The 23608-nt window shown below is 38.1% G+C and carries 13 protein-coding genes; 3 read left to right on the top strand and 10 right to left on the bottom strand.

Annotated features, from left to right (window positions below):
* Positions 1–31: 31 nt before the first annotated feature.
* The 6 genes from aceA to addB form a co-directional block, all read right to left on the bottom strand.
* Positions 32–1315 carry an isocitrate lyase gene (aceA, locus tag ACHABW_RS22760; protein ID WP_435758891.1) on the bottom strand — a complete coding sequence of 428 codons (1284 nt, stop codon included), beginning with the start codon at positions 1313–1315 and terminating at the stop codon, positions 32–34.
* 1 nt (position 1316) lies between these two features.
* On the bottom strand, positions 1317–2918 hold the full coding sequence (aceB, locus tag ACHABW_RS22755) for a malate synthase A (protein ID WP_435758889.1): 1602 nt from the start codon (positions 2916–2918) through the stop codon (positions 1317–1319).
* 310 nt (positions 2919–3228) lie between these two features.
* Positions 3229–6609, bottom strand: a complete 3381-nt coding sequence (locus tag ACHABW_RS22750) for an AAA family ATPase (protein ID WP_435758887.1) — start codon at positions 6607–6609, stop codon at positions 3229–3231.
* Positions 6606–7778 carry an exonuclease SbcCD subunit D gene (locus tag ACHABW_RS22745; RefSeq protein ID WP_435758885.1) on the bottom strand — a complete coding sequence of 391 codons (1173 nt, stop codon included), beginning with the start codon at positions 7776–7778 and terminating at the stop codon, positions 6606–6608. Before ACHABW_RS22745 ends, ACHABW_RS22750 begins: the two co-directional genes overlap by 4 nt.
* Positions 7779–7797: 19 nt before the next feature.
* On the bottom strand, positions 7798–11544 hold the full coding sequence (gene addA, locus ACHABW_RS22740) for a helicase-exonuclease AddAB subunit AddA (protein WP_435758883.1): 3747 nt from the start codon (positions 11542–11544) through the stop codon (positions 7798–7800).
* Positions 11519–15034: a helicase-exonuclease AddAB subunit AddB gene (gene addB / locus ACHABW_RS22735; protein WP_435758881.1), complete on the bottom strand. Its 3516-nt coding sequence runs from the start codon at positions 15032–15034 to the stop codon at positions 11519–11521. The genes addA and addB overlap by 26 nt, the downstream gene beginning before the upstream one ends.
* A 165-nt stretch (positions 15035–15199) precedes the next feature.
* Here addB and ACHABW_RS22730 point away from each other — a divergent pair, with 165 nt between their 5' ends.
* Positions 15200–16288: an FUSC family protein gene (locus ACHABW_RS22730; protein ID WP_435758879.1), complete on the top strand. Its 1089-nt coding sequence runs from the start codon at positions 15200–15202 to the stop codon at positions 16286–16288.
* Between the two features lie 330 nt (positions 16289–16618).
* Here the strand turns inward: ACHABW_RS22730 and ACHABW_RS22725 are convergent, their stop codons facing one another.
* Positions 16619–18004, bottom strand: coding sequence for an FAD-dependent oxidoreductase (locus tag ACHABW_RS22725; protein ID WP_435758877.1), 1386 nt, complete (start codon positions 18002–18004; stop codon positions 16619–16621).
* Between the two features lie 69 nt (positions 18005–18073).
* On the bottom strand, positions 18074–18745 hold the full coding sequence (locus ACHABW_RS22720) for a TVP38/TMEM64 family protein (protein WP_435758875.1): 672 nt from the start codon (positions 18743–18745) through the stop codon (positions 18074–18076).
* Positions 18746–18976: 231 nt separating this feature from the next.
* Between ACHABW_RS22720 and ACHABW_RS22715 the strand changes: the two genes are divergently transcribed.
* Entirely contained in the window at positions 18977–19123 is a 147-nt protein-coding gene (locus ACHABW_RS22715) for a hypothetical protein (protein WP_435758873.1), read from the top strand.
* Positions 19123–19296, top strand: coding sequence for a hypothetical protein (locus ACHABW_RS22710; protein WP_435758871.1), 174 nt, complete (start codon positions 19123–19125; stop codon positions 19294–19296). The genes ACHABW_RS22715 and ACHABW_RS22710 overlap by 1 nt, the downstream gene beginning before the upstream one ends.
* Positions 19297–19393: 97 nt before the next feature.
* On the opposite strand, the gene ACHABW_RS22705 is transcribed toward ACHABW_RS22710, so the two are convergent.
* Both ACHABW_RS22705 and ACHABW_RS22700 read right to left on the bottom strand, forming a co-directional pair.
* Positions 19394–21343 carry an aconitate hydratase gene (locus ACHABW_RS22705; protein ID WP_435758869.1) on the bottom strand — a complete coding sequence of 650 codons (1950 nt, stop codon included), beginning with the start codon at positions 21341–21343 and terminating at the stop codon, positions 19394–19396.
* 320 nt (positions 21344–21663) lie between these two features.
* Positions 21664–23388 carry an ABC transporter ATP-binding protein gene (locus tag ACHABW_RS22700; protein ID WP_435758867.1) on the bottom strand — a complete coding sequence of 575 codons (1725 nt, stop codon included), beginning with the start codon at positions 23386–23388 and terminating at the stop codon, positions 21664–21666.
* Between the last annotated feature and the right edge of the window lie 220 nt (positions 23389–23608).

The following is a 23608-nucleotide window of genomic DNA, read 5'->3' as shown; positions in this document are numbered from 1 at the left end:
TTGTATTGAATTAATAAGGCGCCCCTTCTTATCAACCGCTAGTAGTAAATTGCTCCTCTTCAGTGGATCCTTTCAATGCTGTAGTTGATGATGTTCCTCCAGAAACAATGGTCGAAACCGAATCGAAGTAACCGGTTCCGACTTCTCGTTGATGTTTTGTTGCAGAGTAACCATCTTTTTCAATACTGAATTCAGCCTGTTGAAGATTAGAATAAGCTGTCATTCCAGTTTCTTTATACCCTTTTGCTAATTCGAACATACTGTGATTTAATGCATGAAAACCTGCAAGCGTTACAAACTGAAACTTATAACCCATCTTACCTAATTCTTTTTGGTAACTGGCGATGGTTTCATCATCTAATTTTTTCTTCCAATTAAACGAAGGTGAACAATTATAAGCAAGTAGTTTACCAGGAAATTTTTCGTGAATCGCATCGGCAAATTGTTTTGCTTCCGTTAAATTAGGCTCTGACGTTTCGCACCAAATCATATCTGCATAAGGTGCATAGGCTAGACCTCGACTAATCGCTTGATCTATTCCGGCTTTCGTTCTATAAAATCCTTCAGGTGTTCTCTTTCCTTCAATAAAATCATGATCATATTCATCGACATCACTTGTAATTAAATTTGCTGCATTTGCATCAGTTCGGGCAATAATAATGGTTGGAACGCCAGATACATCCGCTGCTAAACGAGCAGAAATTAAATTCTTAACGGCTTGTTGCGTTGGTAATAAAACTTTGCCACCCAGATGACCGCACTTTTTCTCGGAAGACAATTGATCTTCAAAGTGAACGGCAGCAGCTCCTGCTTCAATCATACCTTTCATTAATTCAAATACATTTAATTGGCCACCAAATCCAGCTTCAGCATCCGCTACAATCGGGGCAAACCAATCTCTCTTAGCACCTCCTTCATTATGCTCAATTTGATCTGCACGCTGAAGTGCTTGATTAATACGCTTTACGACATGTGGAACGCTGTTAGCGGGATACAAGCTTTGATCGGGATACATCTGTCCAGAAATATTTGCATCTGCGGCAACTTGCCATCCGCTTAAGTAGATTGCTTTTAGCCCTGCTTTTACTTGTTGAACAGCTTGGTTACCAGTTAAAGCCCCTAACGCCGGAACATAGTCTTCTTCATTAATAAGCTCCCACAATTTCTCGGCTCCTCTTCTAGCTAGTGTATGTTCAATCTGTACCGACCCTTGGAGTTGAAACACGTCTTTCGTTGAATAAGGCCTAACAATGCCTTTGAATCGTTCCGTATTCCATTCTTTCGCCATCTGTTCCAGTTGATTGGTTTTAGTCATATTAGACTCTCTCCTTTTTCATAATTAATTTTTTATAGGCTGGAATGGTAAGAAATTCAACAAAGTCTTCCTTTTCAACCATTTCCATCAATAACTGTTTGGCTTGATTAAAACGGCCCGATTGCATGTTTTTATCCCCAAATAATTCTTCCAACTTTATCAGCTCTTCTTCTACTAATTTTTGCACATAAGAGACAGTAATTTTTTCACCGGAGTTCAGTTTCCCTTTTGGATGGTGAACCCATTGCCATAATTGAGTCCGTGATATCTCTGCAGTAGCAACATCTTCCATTAAATGAAAGATTGGTACAGCTCCTTGCCCCCTAAGCCAAGCTTCCATGTATTGAATCGAGACAGTTATATTTAAGCGAACTCCGTTTTCAGTAATGTTTCCTTTAGGAATTCCAAGTAAATCTTTCTCTGTGATTTGGTAATCATCTCTTAGTCTAGTTATTTGATTTGCGTGAGGCATATGCTTGTTAAAGACTTCAAGTGCGACAGGAACTAGCCCGGGATGAGCCACCCATGTGCCATCATGACCATCTTTCACTTCTCTTTCTTTATCTTCCTGCACCTTTTTCATCGCAAGATTATTTTTCTCTTGATCCGCTTTTACCGGAATTTGCGCGGCCATCCCCCCGATGGCTTGAGCGCCCCTCTTGTGGCAAGTTTGGATAACATAAAGTGTATACGCTCTCATGAAATTAGTGGTCATTGTTACTTCGGAGCGATCTGGTAAAATAAAAGCTTTATGATTTCGTAAGCGCTTAATATAACTAAAAATATAATCCCATCGTCCACAATTTAAGCCAGCGCTATGATCTCGAAGTTCATACAATATTTCATCTGCTTCAAATGAAGCCGTAAGTGTTTCGATGAGAACAGTTGCTTTTATCGTACCGTGAATGAGACCTAATTCTTTTTCTGCAAAAGTAAATACATTGTTCCATAGTCTAGCTTCCTTATATCCTTCAAGTTTTGGCAGATAAAAATAAGGGCCAGAGCCTCTGTTTATTAGTTCTTTTGCATTAAAAAAGAGATATAGACCAAAATCAAACAGTGACGCTGATATGGCTTCATTTCCGATATAAACATGTTCTTCTTTTAAGTGCCATCCCCTTGGTCGAACAAATAATGTCGCAACCTCCTGTTGCAGGGTATATTCTTTTCCATTATCAGCTGTGAAATCAATGTCCCTGCGAATGGCATCATACATATTCCGTTGACCTTGCAGTGTGTTCTGCCAAGATGGGGAATTCGCATCTTCGAAATCAGCCATAAATACTTTTGCCCCAGAATTCAACGCGTTGATAACCATTTTCCGCTGACTGGTGGGTCCAGTAATTTCTACTCTCCGATCTTCAATGTCAGCAGGAATAGAAGCAATTTTCCACTCATTGTCTCGAACGTACTTCGTATCTGCTAAATAATGTGGAAGGAGTCCTCCATCAATTTCTTCTTGACGGTCTATTCGCTCTTTTAGTATTTGTTTTCGATCTTCCTCGAATTTTACATGTAATTTCAATAGAAAATCAGATGCTTTTTCGTTAAAAAGAAAAGTACAATCCTTATCAACGGTTTGGTTAATGTCTAGTTTTTTCATAAACAAGAGCTCCTCCTTTTTTTTATAAAAGATGAAAATTACTTCTACATCTCTCCTCTCTCTACAACTGTTATGATACAGATTGTAATATGTTTATTATTATATAACACAGAACTAAGATTGCAACCATTTTTTCTGTAAATTTTTCCATCTTAGCAACGAAAAAAAGTCAAAGCCTGATTTACCAGACTTTGACTATTAAAAATTCACAATCTTTTTTATTGATTCATTTATACCAATTAGGTAGAAACTTCAAGAAGCGTCAGCGATCAAGCACTTCCCGCTCTAATTAAATAGAGATGTTATTTCCTTAAATACTTTCTAATTTTGTGCGACTGCCTCTGCCACCCGGTTCTGCAGGAGTAACCATGATTTTTCTAGGTAATCGCTCTTTGAGTTCCGGTACATGACTAATAACACCTACTGATAATTGATTTGTATGCAACTGTTCTAGTGCAGTTATGACTGTTTCTAAAAGTTCAGGATCGAGTGTTCCAAATCCTTCATCCAAGAAGAAAAATTCTAACGCATGCTCTCCGTTTAACTGAATGGAAGCGGACAGTGATAATGCTAATGCTAAAGAGGTAAGGAATGTTTCTCCGCCAGATAATGTCGTGACAGGTCTTTTCACGCCACCATTATGATCATCCCGCATAATAAAGCCGCCACTGGAATCGACTTCAATCGCATAACGTCCTCTCGTTAAAGCGCGTAATTTTTCAGAAGCAAGGCGACTAACCTGTACTAATTGCTCTTCTGCAATAAACTCGACGAACTCTTTTCCACGAAAAACTTTGTCTAATTTCGACAGCTGAGCAAATAGACCTTCTAATTCTATTCGCTTTTCCTCTAAGTGATCATAACGTTCTCTTTTCTTTTCAATTTCTTCTAAATAATGACTTGCAGCTCCAAATGCTGTTCTCATATTCTCAATTTCTTGCTTTGCTTGTACAAATATTGTTTTTTTCTCTTCGTACATATCTGACGTAATGTGCTTTCCTTGTAGCTTATCTTCCACTTGTTTTTTACTGAACGTAACATCACGCAGCTTATTTTCATAGTCAGATACGTTTTGTTCCCAGCTATTTATTGTTTCCAGGTTCTTAATTTTTTCATTAACGAGAGACATATCATTAAATGAGGATGATTCCTTTTGTAAATTCCAACGCTGTAATGCTCGTTCATTTCTTGATATAGCCTCTGTTTTAGAATGAGAACAGTCAGCCAAGTAACGCTCAGATGTATTAACTTGTCCTTCTGATTTCTCTTTTTCACTTTTCGTTTTTTCGACAGTGGTTTGTAATTTTTCCAGCTTAGCTTTATTTGCTTCGATTAATGTATCGATATTTTCTCCGTTTGTTTCATTTGTTATATCTTTGTTCATATCATTAATGATCGTTATCTTCTCGTTTAACTCAGCTTCTTTCTTTGAAATATCGACGATGAGCTCTTGAATCTTTCCTGCTACGTTATCTAGCTGAGTTTGAATTTTTTCAATATATGGAACGCTTTTCTCAATTCTTATTCGCAGTTTATCAGAATCGTGTTCGTTTTTTTGCATACGTGAAACTATTTCATCAATACTGGAATAAGGATGTTCGGGAAATTTGGTTTTCCATTCCGTTAATTGAGTGTTATGGGTTTGTTGTGCTTTTTCAAGTTCATCCATTATCTCTTTCAGACGGTCTTTCGCTTGTTTAACATGTATGTTCGATTCATTCCATTTATTTTCAAGTTTGGTCCATGAATGATTCTGCTGTTCCCATTGCTGAATCACTCGAGATATTGCTTCATCTTCTTTTTGCCATTGATTTGACCACTTCTCCAAAGAGTCAGTAAACTCAGCCTTCCGTACAGAAGGAAGTGGAGTAACTTGACTATCAAGCAGAGTTTCAGTACTTGCAGCAACTTCTGGGGTAATTGGAGATTGACGTGCTTCTTTATCTAGTCTCCAACCCGCTTCTCCAAGCATTTTTTCCAAGTTTCCTAGTTCAGCTTCGAATTTTAGGAGTTCTTCTTTACGGATAAAGTCTTCCCTTATTTGATTTTTTACTTGACCAGTATCGTGCTCATAAAAATGCTCCGTAGATCCACAAACGGGACAATGCTCTCCTTCTGTAAGTGCTTGTCTCATTTCTTGTACGGCTACTTTTAATTGATTTTCTTGTTGAAGCTCTTTTTGATCTTGAATATCATGAATGGCAGATTGTAAGAGCTGTTTCTTTTCTAACACAATATTGTACCAATGCATCATTTGCTGAAATCGTTCATGTAAGGCTTCACTTGCAGTTGTTTGCTGCGCTTCGACTTCATGTATAGCAGTTACAGCCTTGTCTATTTCCTTCTGTTGTTTCGTAACTTGTGTTGTTAATTCCTTGATACGACGCTCTGTTTCATGTAGGGTGTACTTTTGCTCATTGGCTTTATTTAACAGCTGTTTTTCTTCTGAGTCCCATTGAAGCAATTTAAGTTCTTCTTTTAAATCCTGTTGTGCTTCTTCATATTTTTTTCGTGTTTCTATTGCCTCTTTTTGCTCTAGCTCTAACTCTTTCAACGTTTTATTCAAATCTTTTATCGTCGATTGAAGTTTACTTACCTCTGTGGTTCGATGTTTTAAGTCTTCTACTTTTATTTTAAGAGACTCAAAGCGATCAAGTTTCATTTTAAGTGGAAGTTCATGTGTCTGATTTTCTATAGACGCTTTTTCAAACGACTTCTTCGCTATTTCCGACTTTTCGTGAAGAATATGAACTTCTTTTTTCGCCTCCGCTTCTTTCTTCTCCCAGGCATGGATTTCTTGTTGGCTTTCTTCTACTTCTTGTACGTAAGGAAATAAGATATTCGCTTCTTTTGCTCGAACGATTTCCTGTTTTAATTTAGTGAAATGACTTTTCTGCTTATCAAGTTCATTTAATTCTTTTTCCACAGACTGGAGTTGTGCTATCCATTCTGTGAGTTGTTTTGATTCTTCATACTCTTTTTGATAGATATCTAGTTTTTCTTCTTGCTTTTTTATCTCCTCTTTCAAAGATACTACTTTGTTTTTCGCAACTTCCAGTGATTCATTAGATGCATCACCAAGTCCAAGTTGTTCTTTTTCAATCAGTTCTTTATCGTGTTTGGTTGCGGTCAAACGCTGACGAAGCTTTTGATTTAATTGATCACCGTATCTTTCAAGATGAAATAACCGCTGCAACATTTGACGCCGTTCTGTTCCTTTTAGAGACAAAAACTCTGAAAACTTCCCTTGAGGTAAGACAACTGCCCTGGTGAAGTCATCAATAGAAAGCCCTAACAATGCCTCTACTTCTCTAGTAACATCACCAGCTTTATCTGCTACTACGATAGATTCGGATGTTATATTAATAAATCTTGCTGTGGCTTGTCTCAACCCGTCATCTTTTACACGTTTAAATGTACGTTCTACCTTATAACGCCCTTCACCTAATGAAAAAGTAAAAGAAACTGCCAATTGATCTTCGGCATGATTTAAGATTCCTTGTGTATTACTAGGAGCCCGTTCGACTTTTCCATACAAGGACAGAGTCATGGCATCTAATATCGATGATTTTCCACTGCCGGTTGGTCCGAAAATACCGAAGACCCCTCCTTCACACAACGATGCAAAATCGATCACTTGTTTTTCACGAAAACTATGCAACCCTTGTAATGTTAATTCGATAGGCTTCATGAAGAACCACCTTCCTCTTCCTCGTTAACGATGTCTAAAAACAGTCGCGTCAATTCCTGATCCGGAGTAGCTCCACCTGTTTGACGTTGATAAAACTGATTAAATAACTCATCGATTGCTACATGTTTTCTTTCTGGAAGCGTTTCGGATTGATTCTCCGGGAAAATCGGGCGTATCGTTAACAAATGAGGGTAGGCTTTTTTAATTTTATGGATTTCATTCATGGAAGGTGTGTCATCCACATGAATATCTAACTCGATCCATGCATGATTATCTTTTTTTTCATCGATCCAGCTGTGTACCTGGGCTAACCCTTCGGTGGCTTTCCACCTGACTAATGGACGTCCAGATCGCAAGTAAACATCTTTCACATCTGCTACTTTACCAGCTTTGATATCTACGACGGACACTGATTTTGCATAACCTGCCTCAGAAAAACTGAAAGCTAAAGGTGATCCTGAATACCTGGCCCTTGCAGGGGAGTTTTTAATATCTTGAGGACGGTGGAGGTGCCCTAGTGCTGTGTACTGTACATTAGCAGGAAGCTGCGTTGCTCGAACGGTATATGCTCCACCAACTTCAATTGGTCGTTCGGATTCCGTACTGGAACCACCAGCAACAAATAAATGACTCATAGCTATTCGAATCTCTTTGTCAGTAAAAGACTCGGTTAAAATGTTAAAAATATCTGTTACTTTTTCATCATAAGCTTCCCGAAGCTGTAACTCATCATTTGATTCAGTAAAACTTTCTTTTAAGCGTGATTCTGATGGATAAGGCAGTCCAGCTACTGCTAGAGGCTCTTTACACCCATCGATAGAAATACGCAAAGGTTCCATCGTAGGATAACCTTGAATATAGATACGATGCTTCTTCAAAACAGTTCTCGCGGCTGCTAGCCTTTCTGGATGATCATGATTGCCGGAAATAATAATAACTGGACGTTTCCCATAATCCGAGAGGCGGGCCATACTTTCATAAAATAACTCTTCCCCTTTGGCTGGCGGATTTACGGAATCAAAGACGTCTCCTGCCATAAGAACAGCATCAATGTTTTCTTCGTTACATATTTCAACTAGTTCCTCAAAGAAGTCTTCATGTTCTTCAAGACGGTCTCTGCCTTCTATCGTTCTGCCGATATGCCAATCGGCGGTGTGTAATAATCTCATGAATTCAGCCCCGTTTCCTCTACATCTTTACTAAATAATTTCCGTCAAAAAAGTACAGATATCGTTCTTCAATTGCTTCGTGCCAGCTATCTGTCAATGCCTGACTGTATAAATCGACTTGATAGTGATATAAATCCTTGAAATAATTTAAAATTTCTTCTTCCGTTTTATCAGCAAACTTGCCTGTAATTGTGTCTGTTTTATAATCCAGTAAAACTAGTTTTCCCTCTTCATTGCGGAACACACAATCGATCATTCCTTGTACAAATACTGTTTCATCCTGTTGCTGTGACCAAGTTGAGTACGCTTGAGAGGCAGGGATAAGGTAACTGAAAGGTATTTCACGCCATACGTTTTTAGCAGCGATTAGCTGCTTGCCTAACGCATTCTGGAAAAATTGATGAAGGTGTTCCAGATTAATTTGTTCGGATTCTTCTAATGTAATTATCTCTTTTGTAACTAGACGCAAAAGTTGACGTTCAAGAGATTCCAGCGAATGTTCTTCTACAAGAGAAACGTGTTGCATCATCGTGTGCATCAATGTGCCTTTTTCCGCAGGTCTAAACGAATTTTTTTGTAAAAACTTTGGTCTATCGGCGAATTTTGACTGAAAGCTTGTCGCCATTAGATCATCACTGTAGTCATCTTGCATGGCTCTTTTTAATTCACTAACCGATTGTTTTGCACGATGAGTGACTGAATCTTGTCTTGGATAAGACCATTCTAAATGATGTAAGACTTTGTTTCTTGAACTAGATTCGAGATTAACTGTTTCGTGTGTCAAAAGTTGTTGTTCAATTTCCTGATCAACCTCTGAATAAACCGAGGCTTCCACTTGAAGCTCTGCCTTTTCTAAAATATCTACTAGCCACGAGGAAGGATCTTCGCTGACTTGGGTGGCTCTGCCTTCAGTATCTATCTCATGATTTTCTAACAAAGGTACGGCATCATGATGACGTAACACAGATGGCGCGATCCAATCCAAAAAACTTCTCGCTTTTTCTCTTTGAATGTTAGGAAGTAACCAGGATGGATTGTCTATATTCTCGGTCCATTTTTCTAATGATTTATCAACATCTTTTAAAGTTCCAACGAGATAAAGTTTTTCCTTGGCACGTGTTAGTGCTACATAAAGTACCCGCATTTCTTCCGCTAATGATTCAGACCTGATTTTATTTTTTATCACTTGTTGGGGAATGGTCGGATAGGCAAGTCGGAGTTCCGGATCTATCCGTTTTGAGCCCAATCCAAGCTCTTTATGAAGCAAATAGTCACCTCGTAAATCTTGCTGATTAAACATTTTATTCGTACCTGCCATGAAAACAACCGGGAACTCAAGCCCTTTGCTTTTATGGATCGTCATAATTCGTATAACATCTTCTTGTTCGCTTAAGGCTCTTGCTGTTCCTAAGTCATCACCTCTGTCCTGCATTCTTTCCACAAAACGCAAGAACCGGAACAGGCCGCGGAAAGAAGTAGATTCATACGACCGTGAGCGGTCATATAATGCTCGAAGATTCGCTCGTCTTTGCTTTCCGGCTGGCATCCCTCCGACATAATCATAGAAACCGGTTTCTCGAAATAATTGCCAAATCAATTCGGATAAGGATCCCGATCTAGCCTTTTTACGCCATTGAGTGAGCTGTTCGATAAAGCTAGCGCAACGGTTTCTGATTGATTCATCTTGATTTTCAGTCGTTCCAGCTAGTTTCAATGCATCATAAAAGCGAGCTTGTTTATCTAAAATACGGATTTTAGCGAGTTCTTCTTCTGTGAAATTGAGAATCGGCGAGCGTAATACAGAAGCTAGCGGGATATCTTGATACGGATTATCGATAATCTTGAGTAAAGAAACCATGATCTTCACTTCGATCGCTTCAAAATATCCTGTTGATAATTCTGCATATACAGGAATTCCAGCAGTTTTACACTCCTCCATAATTGTGTCAGCCCAAGGCATTGATCTCATTAAGATGACAATATCCCTGTAACGAATTGGACGAGACTGCTTTGTTGCTTTATCCATGACCGGATACTTAGATTGGATCAGTTGTTTGATCTCTTGAATCATCGCACGCGCCTCTAATTGAGACGTCTCCAACTCTTCTTCCATATCAAGTACAGGTTCTTCTGACTCCTCCTCAGAATGTTGCGTCAGTTTGTCCCCCTTGTTAACGAGCATTAATCTAGTTTCTAAGTTAGCCTGGTCAGGGTAAGATGTATTTCCGAGTTTTAGTTCTGCTACGTCATTATAAGTGATTTCTCCAACTTCCTCATCCATGATTTGTCTGAAAATAAAGTTTGTTGCATCCAACACTTGCGATCGGCTTCGGAAATTTTTCGCCAAATCAATTCGGAGACCATCCTTATCACCATCTAAATCAAACAACTTATATTTATTCATAAACAATGTAGGTTCTGCCAATCTAAAGCGATAAATAGATTGTTTAACATCACCTACCATAAATAGATTTTTCCCGTTTGACAATAAAGTAAGTATCGTTTCTTGAACGAGGTTTGTATCCTGGTATTCATCTACCATAATTTCATTAAAATGATAGATATATTCTTCGGCTGCTTTTGAAGGAACAGGTCGATGGAGACTTGATTTTTCTTGATCAATCAAAACCTCTAAGCATAAGTGTTCTAGGTCACTGAAGTCCAAGACGCCTTTATCTCGTTTTTCAAAGAGATACCTCGCAGAAAAATCTTTCACTAAGGTAGTCAATTTTTCGATACTAGGAGCCATTTCGTTTAAATCAGCTAAAAGTACTTCAGGGGAGTATTGAAAATAGGCTCTTTTATTAGTTTTCAAAATATCCTTTGCTTGATCGCGAAGTGCTTTTGTCTTTTCCTTTAATTGATCATCCACAAGGTCTTTCTTTGTAATGCGTGGAATTGTTGGAAAAGAGATCACGGAAAATGCTTGAAACATCTCCTCCCACGTCTTCGCGCTTAAAATTGTTTGGATTTGTGTATATTCGGTCTCCAGTGTTTCTGCATATTTTGCGGGTCCATCAGGCTCTCGTGTCATTTCCAGTCCTTGTTGAATTAGGTCTTTTGCACTCTCTAATTGACTACGTACATTCTCTAATGTCGAGGATGCCCATGAAAGTTGTTCAATAGAAGTAATTCCTTCTAGTTTAAAGGTCGAAACGAGATCATCCAGCCATTGAAAAGGCTGAGGATTTGACCTTGAGAAATCAAATAAATGCATCACAAGGCTCCGCAATTTATCATCTGTTCGGTCACCACTATATTGATCGACGAGTGTGAAAAAAGATTGGTTATCTTCTGCCCCGTATTCTTCTTCAAAAAGATCTTCCAAAATTTCTTCGCGAATTAATTGGCCTTCTGTTTGATCAAGTATACGAAAACTCGGATCAATATCCACGTCATAATAAAACTTTCGCACTACGTTCATGCAGAAAGAATGTAACGTAGAAATATTGGCGCGATGAAGAAGAGAGAGCTGTCTTCTTAAATGTAAGGATCTTGGATCGTCATGAATTTGTTTCTCAATCGCTTCTCCTATACGATGTCTCATTTCTGCAGCAGCAGCATTTGTAAAGGTAACAATGAGTAGTTTGTCAACATCTGTCGGGTTCTCAACATCGACAATTTTGCGGATGATTCTTTCTACCAACACGGCTGTTTTACCACTTCCTGCTGCTGCTGCAACGAGGATGTTATTCCCCTCTGCAGCGATTGCCTTCCATTGATCATCCGTCCAGGATACGTTATTCGGTTTCGATTCTATATTCATTAACGTTTCCTCCTTTATCACGGATTGATTCCAGAATTTCATCATTCGATTGATCCGTTAAATGACGATAGTTATTCGTTTCTATCGTTGGATCAAACTGACAAAACGATTTATAAGAACAAAATGTACAGGGAATCTTTTGTTTCTTTTTATAAGGCTTCAAATCTATATCGCCACGAAGAATCGATTCTCCTACTTTTTTCACGTGATTTCTTAGATACGACCGTAAGACGTCATAATCTGTTTGCGAGATTACTTTTGAATTCGAATATGGTTGTCCATCTTTTTTCAAACCAACAGGAAGCATGGATGATCTTCCGGTCTCTAAACTTAAATCCATCTGTTTAATGGCACTTAATGAGGAAGAAATTAGACCCTTCATTTTGAATCGTTTTAAAATTTCTTCTTCGATATCTTCAATGGATAGCTTTTCTTCTGCTTGAATCATTGGATTATGCACATGGAAATACAGCACACCAGCTGGAGTCACTTCCGTACCAAGCCACTCTGCCGCAAAGCTCACAACGACGTCTAAATAGATGAGCATTTGCAGGGCTAGTCCATGGTAAACATCGTCAAGTTTTATATCTTTCGAACTGGACTTATAATCTAGTATGCGAACATAAACGCCTTCTTCGTCTTCAGCCCTGTCCACTCTATCAATTCGACCTATTAATTCTACTTTATGGCCGTTTTCAATTTCAAAGGTGAGAGGTGGTAATTGCTGATTTGGTCCGAATCCGACCTCTAAACCAGCAGGGGAAAATCCTGTTAATTTGGCTTGATCAGATAGAACAGTCGATGCCCTTGCGACCACTTCTTCCAGTTTTTGTTGGATATATTTAAATCGGTTAGAACTCAACAATATTTCTCGTTGAATTTTAGGAGCCAGCTGTTCAACAATGGTTTTGGAAAGGCTTTTCCCTTCGTCTTTCGTTAAATGGGAAAAGTCTCTTCCATCTTGCCTTAAGCTTTCCGCCATTTCTTTTAGCGTAGCATGAAACAGGGTCCCAATATCAGGAGCCTCAAGCTTAAACGTTTCTCTCTCCCTAAGTTTCAGTCCGTAATTAGCAAATTGTGAAAAAGGACAGGCATTGTATTGCTCAAGCCTGGATACACTTGTTTTTAATTCTGTTCCATATAATTCTTCAGATAGTGAAAGAGGCAATGAAGACGGCTTATTTTCATAGCTTAAACTGCCAAACACATTTTTTGTTTTTTCTTGCCATTGTTCTTGTGACATAAACCAATTGTACGTATCCCACCAAATTTCAGACACATGATAGCCGCGTCTCCATGCTTGCATCTGATTTGTTAAATGAGACAACGTTCGTTCAGGATTCGTTACAAAATCAACCTCTTTGTCTGTCTGAACATCGGCAGGTCCTTCCAATGCGACTTCTACTTTCAATCCCGGGAAAACTTCTTGAATTTGGTTAAGCATCATCGAGGGCTGCAAACTTTTTCCCTCTTCATCCGCCAAAGGATAGCTCATGTAAAGTTTTTCAGAGGCCAAGGATTGCGACATGTATAAGACAAAGGATTCATTTAAAAGCTGTCGCTGAGCACCAGGTGCCAATTGCAATCCTTGTTTTTCTAAAAATGTACGTTCTTCTTCGGACACCATGCTGTCTTCATTTGGTTTTGCAGGAATTACCCCATCGTTCATGCCGATGATAAATGCCGCCCGAACATCTGAAATCCGAGAGGTTTCCATATTAGCTATCACGACTTGATCGATCGCCGGTGGAATGATCGCAAACTTCATACTTTCGATGCCAGTATCGACCATTTGCATAAATAACTTGAAACTGACTTTTTCGTTGCCACTTATTTCTACCATTTGATCGAGCAAATCAATGATTTCCTTCCACATTTGATCATGCTCACGTGCTTCTCTTAATCGATGGTTTTCCATGGCATCTTTGCTTAATTGTTCTATTTTATCGGTTACTTTTATTTCCTCCAGCAATTCAAATAGTGCTTTAGCATAATCAAAAACCGTAGATGAATTTTTCGCAGCTTTTTGAAAATCTATTATTGGTGACAGTAGTTGTTTACGAACAAGATTTATTTCTTCTTCAAATATTTTTTCGTTATCCGTTTTATCCCCTTCATAGTCAGTGGTTGTGGCAAAACGTTGGTATGTCCATTCCTCAGACCCATACCACTTTTTACCTTTGATACCATATGAGAGAACATAATTTTCTAATTGATCCACCTTTTCTCTCATATGCTCGTCCTCAATTGGAAATAGCATTTCTGTTTTTAATGCACGAAAAACAGCGTCGTATTGCCAATGTCTTTCAATGATTTCAAGTGTTGAGCGAATAAATTCTATTAACGGATGGTTCAGTACGGAACGTTTTTGATCAGAAAAGAAAGGTATCCCTTCATCATGAAAGATCGTTTCAAAGTAATCATCGTACTCTCCTATATTTCTGACAAGAATAGCGATCTCTCGATAACGATAATTGTCATCCCGAACGAGGGAGATAATTTCTCTAGCTATTCTCTCAATCTCTGCACGCCGATGCACCGCACTAATCACTTGAATACCATCATGTTCTAAAATCGGATCAGCTGGCCTTTTTGCACCATTTGCTTCTAAATAAGAGAGAGCTGGCGAATCGAATCTTTTACTGTAATTCGAGATATACTGATGGGAGATTTTACAGTTATCGCATAAATTCTGTAATTGCTGGTACGTGCTTTGTGTCTCAAAAAATAAATCTAGTGGATGAATGAGTTCGTCTTGTTTTACTGCTTCATCCACCGTTAAGACAATGGTTACTTCTTCTATCTTGAGGAATATTTCATGTAATACATTTATTTCAATAGGTGTAAAACTATGAAAACCATCAATATAAACAACCGCATCTTGAAGAACGAGAGAATCTTTCAAGGAATCGGCTAGTAGTTGTAAATAGTCCTCTGATGCAATATATTTTTCTGATAAGGACTTTTCAACTTCGGATAAGATAATGTGAATATCATGCAACTTATCCTTTAATGTCCGCTCGGTTGGTGAATTTTGTTCTTCACTTTCAGCAAGCTTATTCATTTCTTCTCTAAGAGTGTCAGAGTCTATCTGGTACCGTTTAAATTCCGAAAGCATTTGTTCTAACTGATTGATAAATCCTGGACTGGAAAGTGCTTTTTGGAAAATAGTAAAATCCGGTTTCGCTCTTTCCACCACTTGCCGCAAAAGCATTTGTATTCCTGTTTGTTGAATATGGTAACGGGATATCCCGCCAACTTCCTGTAACACACGTAAGGCTAGTCGAGAAAAACTAAGGACTTGCGTTCTCGTCATCCCGTGACCTAATTTTTCGACTAGTTTCCTTTCGACTTGAAAGGTCATTTGATCCGGTACTATGTATATAATCGGTGGACCCGTTGGATCTTCTTGCATCTTCCTGACAATCTCATTTTGAACGTTCGTCGTTTTTCCTGATCCTGATCTCCCTAAAATAAAAGTTACAGCCATGCTCTCACCTCTTTACCGAGTATTTCGTCCAACCATATGTTCGTATCTCTATTGTATCGAAAAACATGCTTTTTACAATAGATATACCTTAATAATCACTGATTTGCTTGAGGTAAAATCATGGTATAATCGACAAGTATTAGTAATGCATCGGAGGAAGTCTTTATGGCAATAAAAAAAACAAATAAAAAAAGGTTTATCGGTAATCGAGTAATCAAAACAGGCATAGCGGTGTTTCTCACTTCTGCAATTTGTATCTATTTTGATTTACCCGTAATTTTTGCGGTGATCACAGCTATTGTTTCCATTGAGCCAACGACATCGGATTCCATTCGAAAAGGAATCATTCGTTTTCCGGCAAGTGCGATTGGTGCAGGATTAGCAACCACTTCTTATTATTTTTTGGGAGAAACAGCTTTGACCTATACTATCGCAGCTTTTTTAACGATTATTCTATGTCAAAAATTTAAACTGCAAGAAGGAACGCTTGTCGCTGCGTTAACTGCAGTAGCGATGATTCCGGAACTACATGATCATGTATTTATATCATTCTTACTGCGATTAGGAACAACAACGATTGGTCTCACTGTATCATCGTTAGTCAATGCTTTTATACTACCTGTTAACTATCTTTCTGAGATTCGTTCACGAAACAATCAACATGTATTGGAATTAAAAAAAGCGGTACAAGCTGAAATTCGAAATTTATTATTTGCCAAAAAAGAACGAAAAAGCATAAATGAAACATCTTCCTATGATGTATTACGGAATAAAGTATCGAGGACAGAATATTTAATCCGGTCGCAACGGAGAGAAATGAGATTTCATCGCTTCAAAATGGGAAATTATCGTCGTTTTCATTTGTATAAACAAACAACCAACTTTATCCAACGGGCTGTTCTGCACCTTGGTAACTTGCATTATTTATCTTCCACTTTACCGTTAACAAATTATGAGAAGGAACTTTTGGTGAGGGCTGACCGTATTGTAGGGACTACGTTAAAGGATACGGAAGCACCGTTGAATGATGAGTATTTTAAATTTATCGATGAATTGGATAATCATCTTCGTTCTAATTTTACGCGTGCACATCCAGTTAACGTCTATAGTCACGACCATCATCATCTGACCGAAAAAAGTAGTTTATTTTATGAATTAGTTGCCTTTTTCGATTTAGTGGAAGACCTCCATTACCATTTAAATAAACGGGTTACTAAAAGGTACTGGGGTAATGAGCAAAGCAGGTCTACTTAATTAACGAGGCTGATTTTTATAGATTATTATTTGAGAACTTGCAAGAGGAAGAGACACGGTCTTTTTCCCGAGTAGGCTGAGGTCGTTGCTCGTGGAAATTGTCCGCCTAGAGCGGATGCGATCTTTGTTCGAAAGCACTTAAAATTCTTAACATTAAAAAAAATGTCACAAAAGGTTTTAAAAACCTTTTGTGACATTTCAAGTTAACTCTATTTTCTTCTTTTTTTCAAATATTTATAAAGCATGTTTCCGCCTTTTAAAAGTAATAGCAATTGCGGTAGTCTTAATTTCATTGGGATCACTCCTATTTATATTATTTTGAGATCTACTCTATTTCCATGGATGATCATGCTTGTCCTGAAAAATGACATTATTTTTCTTACGTGCGAAAGTTTTTTTTGAATAAGCCCATCTAGGACCTAAGAACCGCAAGCCATCCAGTATTGTGTATGGCCACCAACCTATCCCTGAAATATTCAACATATGTTTATAGTGAAGTATAGGATTTCTCTCTAATCGTTTTAATGCAAACATTCTTAACTTTTGGTACCATTTGAAATTCCACGTATAAGCCATCGCAGATAAATGACTAAGACGGGAAATACGATCAGATCTGTTCTTTCGTACTTTTTCGTAATAGCGCAAATGTTTTGGGTCTGTATTGCCGGTTGAAAACATCCAATCAAGTAGTTCCCCCAGCACCATGCCGTCTTGAATAGCTAGATTCATTCCTTCCCCTGCCATTGGATGGACGATATGGGCTGCATCTCCTAGAATGACCGCATTTCCTTTCACATACTGTTTAATATTATGTCGAATAGGAATCATTAATTGAATCTCTTTCCACGATTTTATTTCTTGAACATAACCTTCTAAAGAGGGTTCGAACTTAGTTATGGAATCATAAAAGGTTTCTAATCCTTTGTTTTTCATCAACTTATAGTCCCCTGGTTTAATCAACATTACACTTCTAATTTTATTATTTGGAAGTGGAAACAGTCCGATGAAATCTTCATGGGTTGCATACATTCTTGCCTCGGTAAAATCACTTGGTCGAGGAAATGTCACGGTTAAAAACTGATGGTTATATTTAGTTGTAGTAACGTCTTCCCCCATGGCTTTCCGAATGATAGAAGCACGTCCTTCGGCTCCAACAAAAAACTTTGCTTCAATATCTATTTCTTGTTTATCATACTTCACTTTGGCGCGCTTAAAATCATTGTTTTGCTCATCGATTTCACTAAAAGAATGGAATGTTGCCGGATTCCAGTAATGAAACCCGGGATATTCCTTGGCTTTATCCAGTAGGATCTTCTTTAATGTTTCGTGGGGAATCATTCGTGCTTCTGTAAAAGGAGCTGGAAGCCGCAAATAATCTAAAGGAATATATAGAGCCTTTTCTAACTCCCCATTTTTATTTTTATTCAATTCGTATGTGTGTATTTTAGGAAGAGAGAAACTTTCGCTTAATACTTCCTTCGATATTCCCATTAACTGAAAACCTTGCAATGATTTTGGTTGGAGAAGCTCACCCTTATAAATTTTACCGGGTTGCTTTTCCCTCTCAACAACCAAAACCTTTAGATTCGCTTGAGCTAACTTAACAGATAATGTAAGTCCTCCTACACCTCCGCCAATAATAACTACATCATATGTGTTCAAAGCTACCACTGTCCTTCCTAACATCGGCATAGAGGGTAACTGTGTTTCGTGCATCCTCCGATTAACTGAAAAACGAAATGCTTCATTTTTCGTCTGGAACTGAGTACATATTACTGATCTTTACTATAATTTTTCGTCCGGTAAAAGGTCTATATCTATGTTCTTCTTTTTCATTATTCGCCTTATAATGACAGGAATAGAAAAAGCGACAATAAACAAGCCTGAAGTAATAAGAATCATCGTTAAATTTAAGTCAACAAACGACGCACCAAGAAAATTAAAAGCTAATGTTCCTGGTATGATACCTACCATTGTTGCTCCAAAGTATTTACGAAATTGAATTCTTGATAGGGCAGATAAATAACTTACAAAATCAAAATTAATAACTGGAATTATTCGAAGCGCCATTATATAGAAAAAACCATTCTCTTCTATCTTTAATTGCAGATTATTCCCTTTGCCATTCCAATCTTTTTTCCTTAAATTAGCACCTAATTTACGAAAGACTAAAAACGACACAGCAGCTCCACTGAGAGAACCTATGTACGTCACTAAAGGTCCTATAAACGGACCGAATGAGAGTCCACCCGCGATTGCTAAAATAGATGCAGGAAATAAAACAAAAGGGCGAATCGTAAAAATACCAATAAATACGAGTGGAGCCCAGATTCCAAACGATTGCATGAGGACTTGGATGTGATCGGGATTTATATCAATATACGCAAAATTGAAATATAGAAGTGAACCAATCAAAATTAGAAAAACCAGTATTTTTATTATCAATTTAAACGGCATTTATGGTACCCCTTTATATAAGTTCTGTTCATAATGTATATATAACCTTTTATTAAAAGTTTTAATCTGGGAAACATATGGATATTCATGAACTTTTAGTTTTTGTCTAGGTGAATACATTTTACAAGACTTCACCCGATGACTCAATGAACATTATCTCTCTGCTAATAATATCATTTAATTAGGAAAAAATATAAAGGCACGAGCTTTCTAAAAAGGAGGTTAAATACGATGAGCAAACATTCTAAATCTAAACGGAATATGCAAGACAGTAAAGACGCTGTTCAACCGCATAATGGAAAGGAACGAATTACTATTTCTAAGAGTAGTTTCGAATTAGATGGGAGTAACAGCAATCGACAAAGGGGTAAAAAGTAATGAAAGATATGAAAAATCATGATATAGCAAAAAAAAATTTTGCTCTTGACGAGGATCGGATGATTAACGAAGGTCTGGGAGGCGGAACCGTAAGTCCCAGAGAAAATTCGGGGATAATCGAAAACTCAAGGGATTTAGATGTAGAGGAACCACCTCATCGGACAGACCTATAAGAGGTAATTATTTCAGTTGAAGTAAACAAACCGTAAGCCCATTGTAATAGCGGGCTTACGGTTGTTTTGTAATACAACTTATAGCTAATCCTAACTTTTACGCCTTTGCTCTTTCTCTCACCCAGTTAATTAAACCTCCGGCTAACATAATGTCTACTTGCCGATTAGACATGACATGAACACATGGAATGTCTAATCCCTTCGCTTCAACTTTTGCTGTGATCGCGATGTCGTTACGCAAGCTTTCACGTAAATTTTTAAAGGAAAGAATATCTCCCTCACTAAGTTTGTCGAAGTCATCTGGATTACTGAAGGTTACAGGAAGAATTCCGAAGTTAACTAGGTTTTGCCAATGAATTCGTGCAAAATCCTTCACTAATACTGCTCGTAAACCTAAGAATCTTGGTGCCAAAGCAGCGTGCTCACGACTTGAGCCTTGCCCATAGTTAAACCCTCCTACGATGGAGTGTCCTCCATCTTCAAGCAGTGCTAGGGATCGATTATAATAATCTTTATCTAAAATCTCAAAACTGAATTTACTGATTTCTTGTAAATTACTTCGGAATGGTAATACTCTTGCTCCACCTGCTAATATTTCGTCCGTGGAAACATTATCACCTAAATGAAGCAGTATTGGAACATCCAACTCGTCTGGTAAAGGTTGCATTTCCGGTATCGAGGTAATGTTTTTACTCTTATATAACGAAACCATTTTTGCTTCCTCTAATGGTAATGGTGCATCCAGTAAATCGATATCAATGGTAGGTTTTTTAGGTTCACTTACTGTTGGATACTTCATCTTCAATGTTCGTGGATCAGTTATCTCTCCTGTTAAAACTGAGGCAGCTGCAGTTTCAGGTCCACATAAGAATACGCTATCCTCTCTCGTCCCGGATCTTCCAGGAAAATTCCGAGGCGTAGTTCTTAAACTGTTACGACCTGATGCAGGGGCTTGCCCCATACCAATACAACCATTACATCCAGCTTGGTGAAGGCGCCCACCTGCAGATAAAAGACTTGTAATGTGACCTTCATTAATAAGGTCCGTTAAAATTTGTCGAGAAGATGGGTTAATATCAAAAGATACTCCTTTGGCGATGGATTTACCTTTTACAATCTCAGCGACAATAGCGAAATCATTATAGCCGGGATTTGCTGAAGAACCGATATATGACTGATAGATAGGTTCCCCGGCTACTTCGGAAACAGGCACGACATTACCTGGACTAGATGGTTTTGCAATTAACGGTTCTAATGTCGAAAGGTCAATTTTTTCATTAATATCGTAAGTTGCATCTTTATCTGCAACTATTTCGCTCCAATCATTTTCCCTTTTTTGCGTTTTCAAGTATCGTTTTATTTCACCATCTGCTGGAAAAACCGATGTAGTTGCTCCTAATTCAGCACCCATATTGGCGATGACGTGTCGGTCCATTGCATCAAGGTATTTCAATCCGTCCCCATAGTATTCTATGACCGTTCCTACCGCACCCTTTACATCGTATCGTCGAAGCAGTTCTAAAATAACATCTTTTGCTCCAACCCAATCGGGAAGTTTTCCTGTTAACTCAATGCCCCACACTTTTGGCATTTTTACGTAAAGTGGTTCTCCGGCTATCGCCATGGCAACATCAATGCCGCCAGCACCCATCGCAAGCATGCCCATACATCCATTTGCACAGGTATGACTATCAGATCCTAATAAGGTTTTCCCGGGCTTGGCTAATCGTTGCATATGGACAGGGTGACTTACGCCATTTCCAGCTTTGCTGTAATACATTCCGAACCGGCGGGTTGCACTTTCTAAAAACAGATGATCATCTGGGTTCTTACTATCCACTTGAATAATGTTATGATCGACATACTGAGCAGATGCTTCGGTTTGGGCCCTTTCTAATCCCATCGCTTCCAATTCCAGCATGACAAGTGTCCCTGTTGCGTCCTGTGTTAACGTCTGATCAATCTTTAATCCGATTTCTTCCCCTGGTTTCATTTCACCCGAGAGTAAATGAGATTGGATTAACTTTTGAGTTACATTCAAAGCCATGCATTTTCCTCCTTTTAGTACTATTGATATATATAATTCCCTCTACAAAACAAACATACACCTTACTTTTACCTTTTTAATAGTGGTTGAAACTTTAGGATTTACCATTTAAATGCAAAATATTTATCAATCTGATTATCCTTATACATCAGATTTACTCTTAATGAATATGCAATGTATACACACGTTGCATTGTCTTAGAGGATGTTCAAAAAGGTAAAAAACTTATCCGCTATAAAAATAAGCTAAACTGATTATAAATCTTCAGTTTAGCCTATGTGATATTCTGTTTAGTTGTTAACTAGATCATTTTTCTATGACTAACTATTACTTTGTTGATATTGAACTCTGTGGAGGTTTGCGAAAATACCATTTTGCTCAATGAGATCTTCATGAGCACCTTCTTCGGCAATTCCATCTTCTGTAACCACGACAATTCTATCTGCGTTACGTATCGTCGCTAGCCGATGGGCAATAATTAACGTCGTACGGTTTTGTGCGAGCTTTGATAAAGCCTCCTGAATAACCATTTCTGTTTCTGTATCAAGCGCAGAAGTTGCTTCGTCCAAAATTAGGATAGGCGGATTTTTCAAAAACATTCTTGCGATAGCAATCCTTTGTTTTTGACCACCTGATAATTTTAGTCCTCTTTCTCCTATCTGGGTTTCATATCCTTCTGGCAGAGATTCAATGAATGTATCTAATTTTGCTTGACGAGCGACATTTTCAATTTGGTCATTGGAGGCATCTAACATTCCATAAGCAATATTTTCACGAAGAGTCCCTGTGAATAAAAATACATCTTGTTGAACGATTCCGATTTTGCTCCGAAGGGATTCTTTTGTCATGCTTCGGATATCTATTCCATCGATGGAAATTGACCCTTCATTTACATCATAAAAACGGGGAATCAGTGAACAAATCGTTGTTTTACCAGCACCTGAAGGTCCTACAAATGCAATTGTTTCTCCGGCATTGATCTCAAGATTAATGCCATCCAGTACTTGTTTCTTTCCTTCATAGCTAAAACCAACATTATCGAGTGAGATATCCCCATTTAAATGGTCCATATGGATAGCATCTTTTGCATTTTTAACTTCTGGCTCGGTGTCGATCATATCTGTGAATCGTTTGAATCCAGCCATTCCTTTTGGATATAATTCCATAAGTGCACTAATTTTATCTATTGGCTTAAACAAAACATTGACATAAAGAATGAATGCTACCAGTTCCCCATATGACAATTGGCCGGAAATACTCAACCAAGCTCCGAAGACGAGGACGATTAGCGTTATAAAGCGCGTCATCATATAAATTCCGGAAACACTAAAAGCCATCACTTTATAAGAATTTATTTTCGCTTTTTTAAATTTATTATTTTGTCGGTTGAAACGTGCAATTTCAAATCGTTCATTCGTAAACGATTGGACGACACGAACACCTGACACACTATCTTCTACTCTCGCATTTACATCTGCAATGTCCCGAAACATTTGTTTCCAAGCCTTGTTCATACGTAAATTACAAAATACGATTAATCCGATTAAAATTGGTACTACGAGTAATATGACTAGAGCAAGTTGTAAATTAATGGTCATCATAATCCAAAAAGCCCCGATAAATGTCATTATAGCTATAAATATATCTTCAGGTCCGTGATGAGCGAGTTCACCGATATCAAAAAGATCATTTGTAAATCGACTCATGATATGTCCAGTCTTTGTGTTGTCAAAATAGCGAAATGATTGTTTTTGAGTATGTGCAAACAGTTCTTCTCGCATATCAGTTTCAATGTTAATCCCTAGTTTATGCCCCCAATAATTGACGATATATTGTAGTAGCGTACTAATCCCATAAACTAGAAACAAACCAATGCTGACCCACATGATGGTGGACCAATTTCCTGAAATGAGTAAGGAATCAACGAACCACTGAACTGCGAGAGGGAATGCTAATTCAAGAAGAGCAACAACGATAGCACTGCCAAAGTCAGCTGCAAATAATTTCTTGTGAGGGATATAATATGACAAAAAACGCTTGATCACGCATGTTCCTCCTTTTGCTCTTTTGCCGGTATAGAGGTTGTAAAAGTGTCTGGACCTCGATGCCCCCGAATTGAGAGACCGTTAGATATAGTTACTAGCTAAAAAATTAAACCAACTTATACTGAACAAAGATTATCATTTTGGATATCTACTAGGATTATAGATAATGGTGTGAAAATAGGCAAGAACTTCCCCTTTCAGCGGTATATAAAAACTGAAT

This window comes from Salipaludibacillus sp. CF4.18 (assembly GCF_051262595.1).
Lineage (GTDB): Bacteria > Bacillota > Bacilli > Bacillales > Salisediminibacteriaceae > Salipaludibacillus > Salipaludibacillus neizhouensis.
Note: the sequence above shows the minus strand (reverse complement) of the source record. Positions and strands in the feature narration are given on the sequence as shown.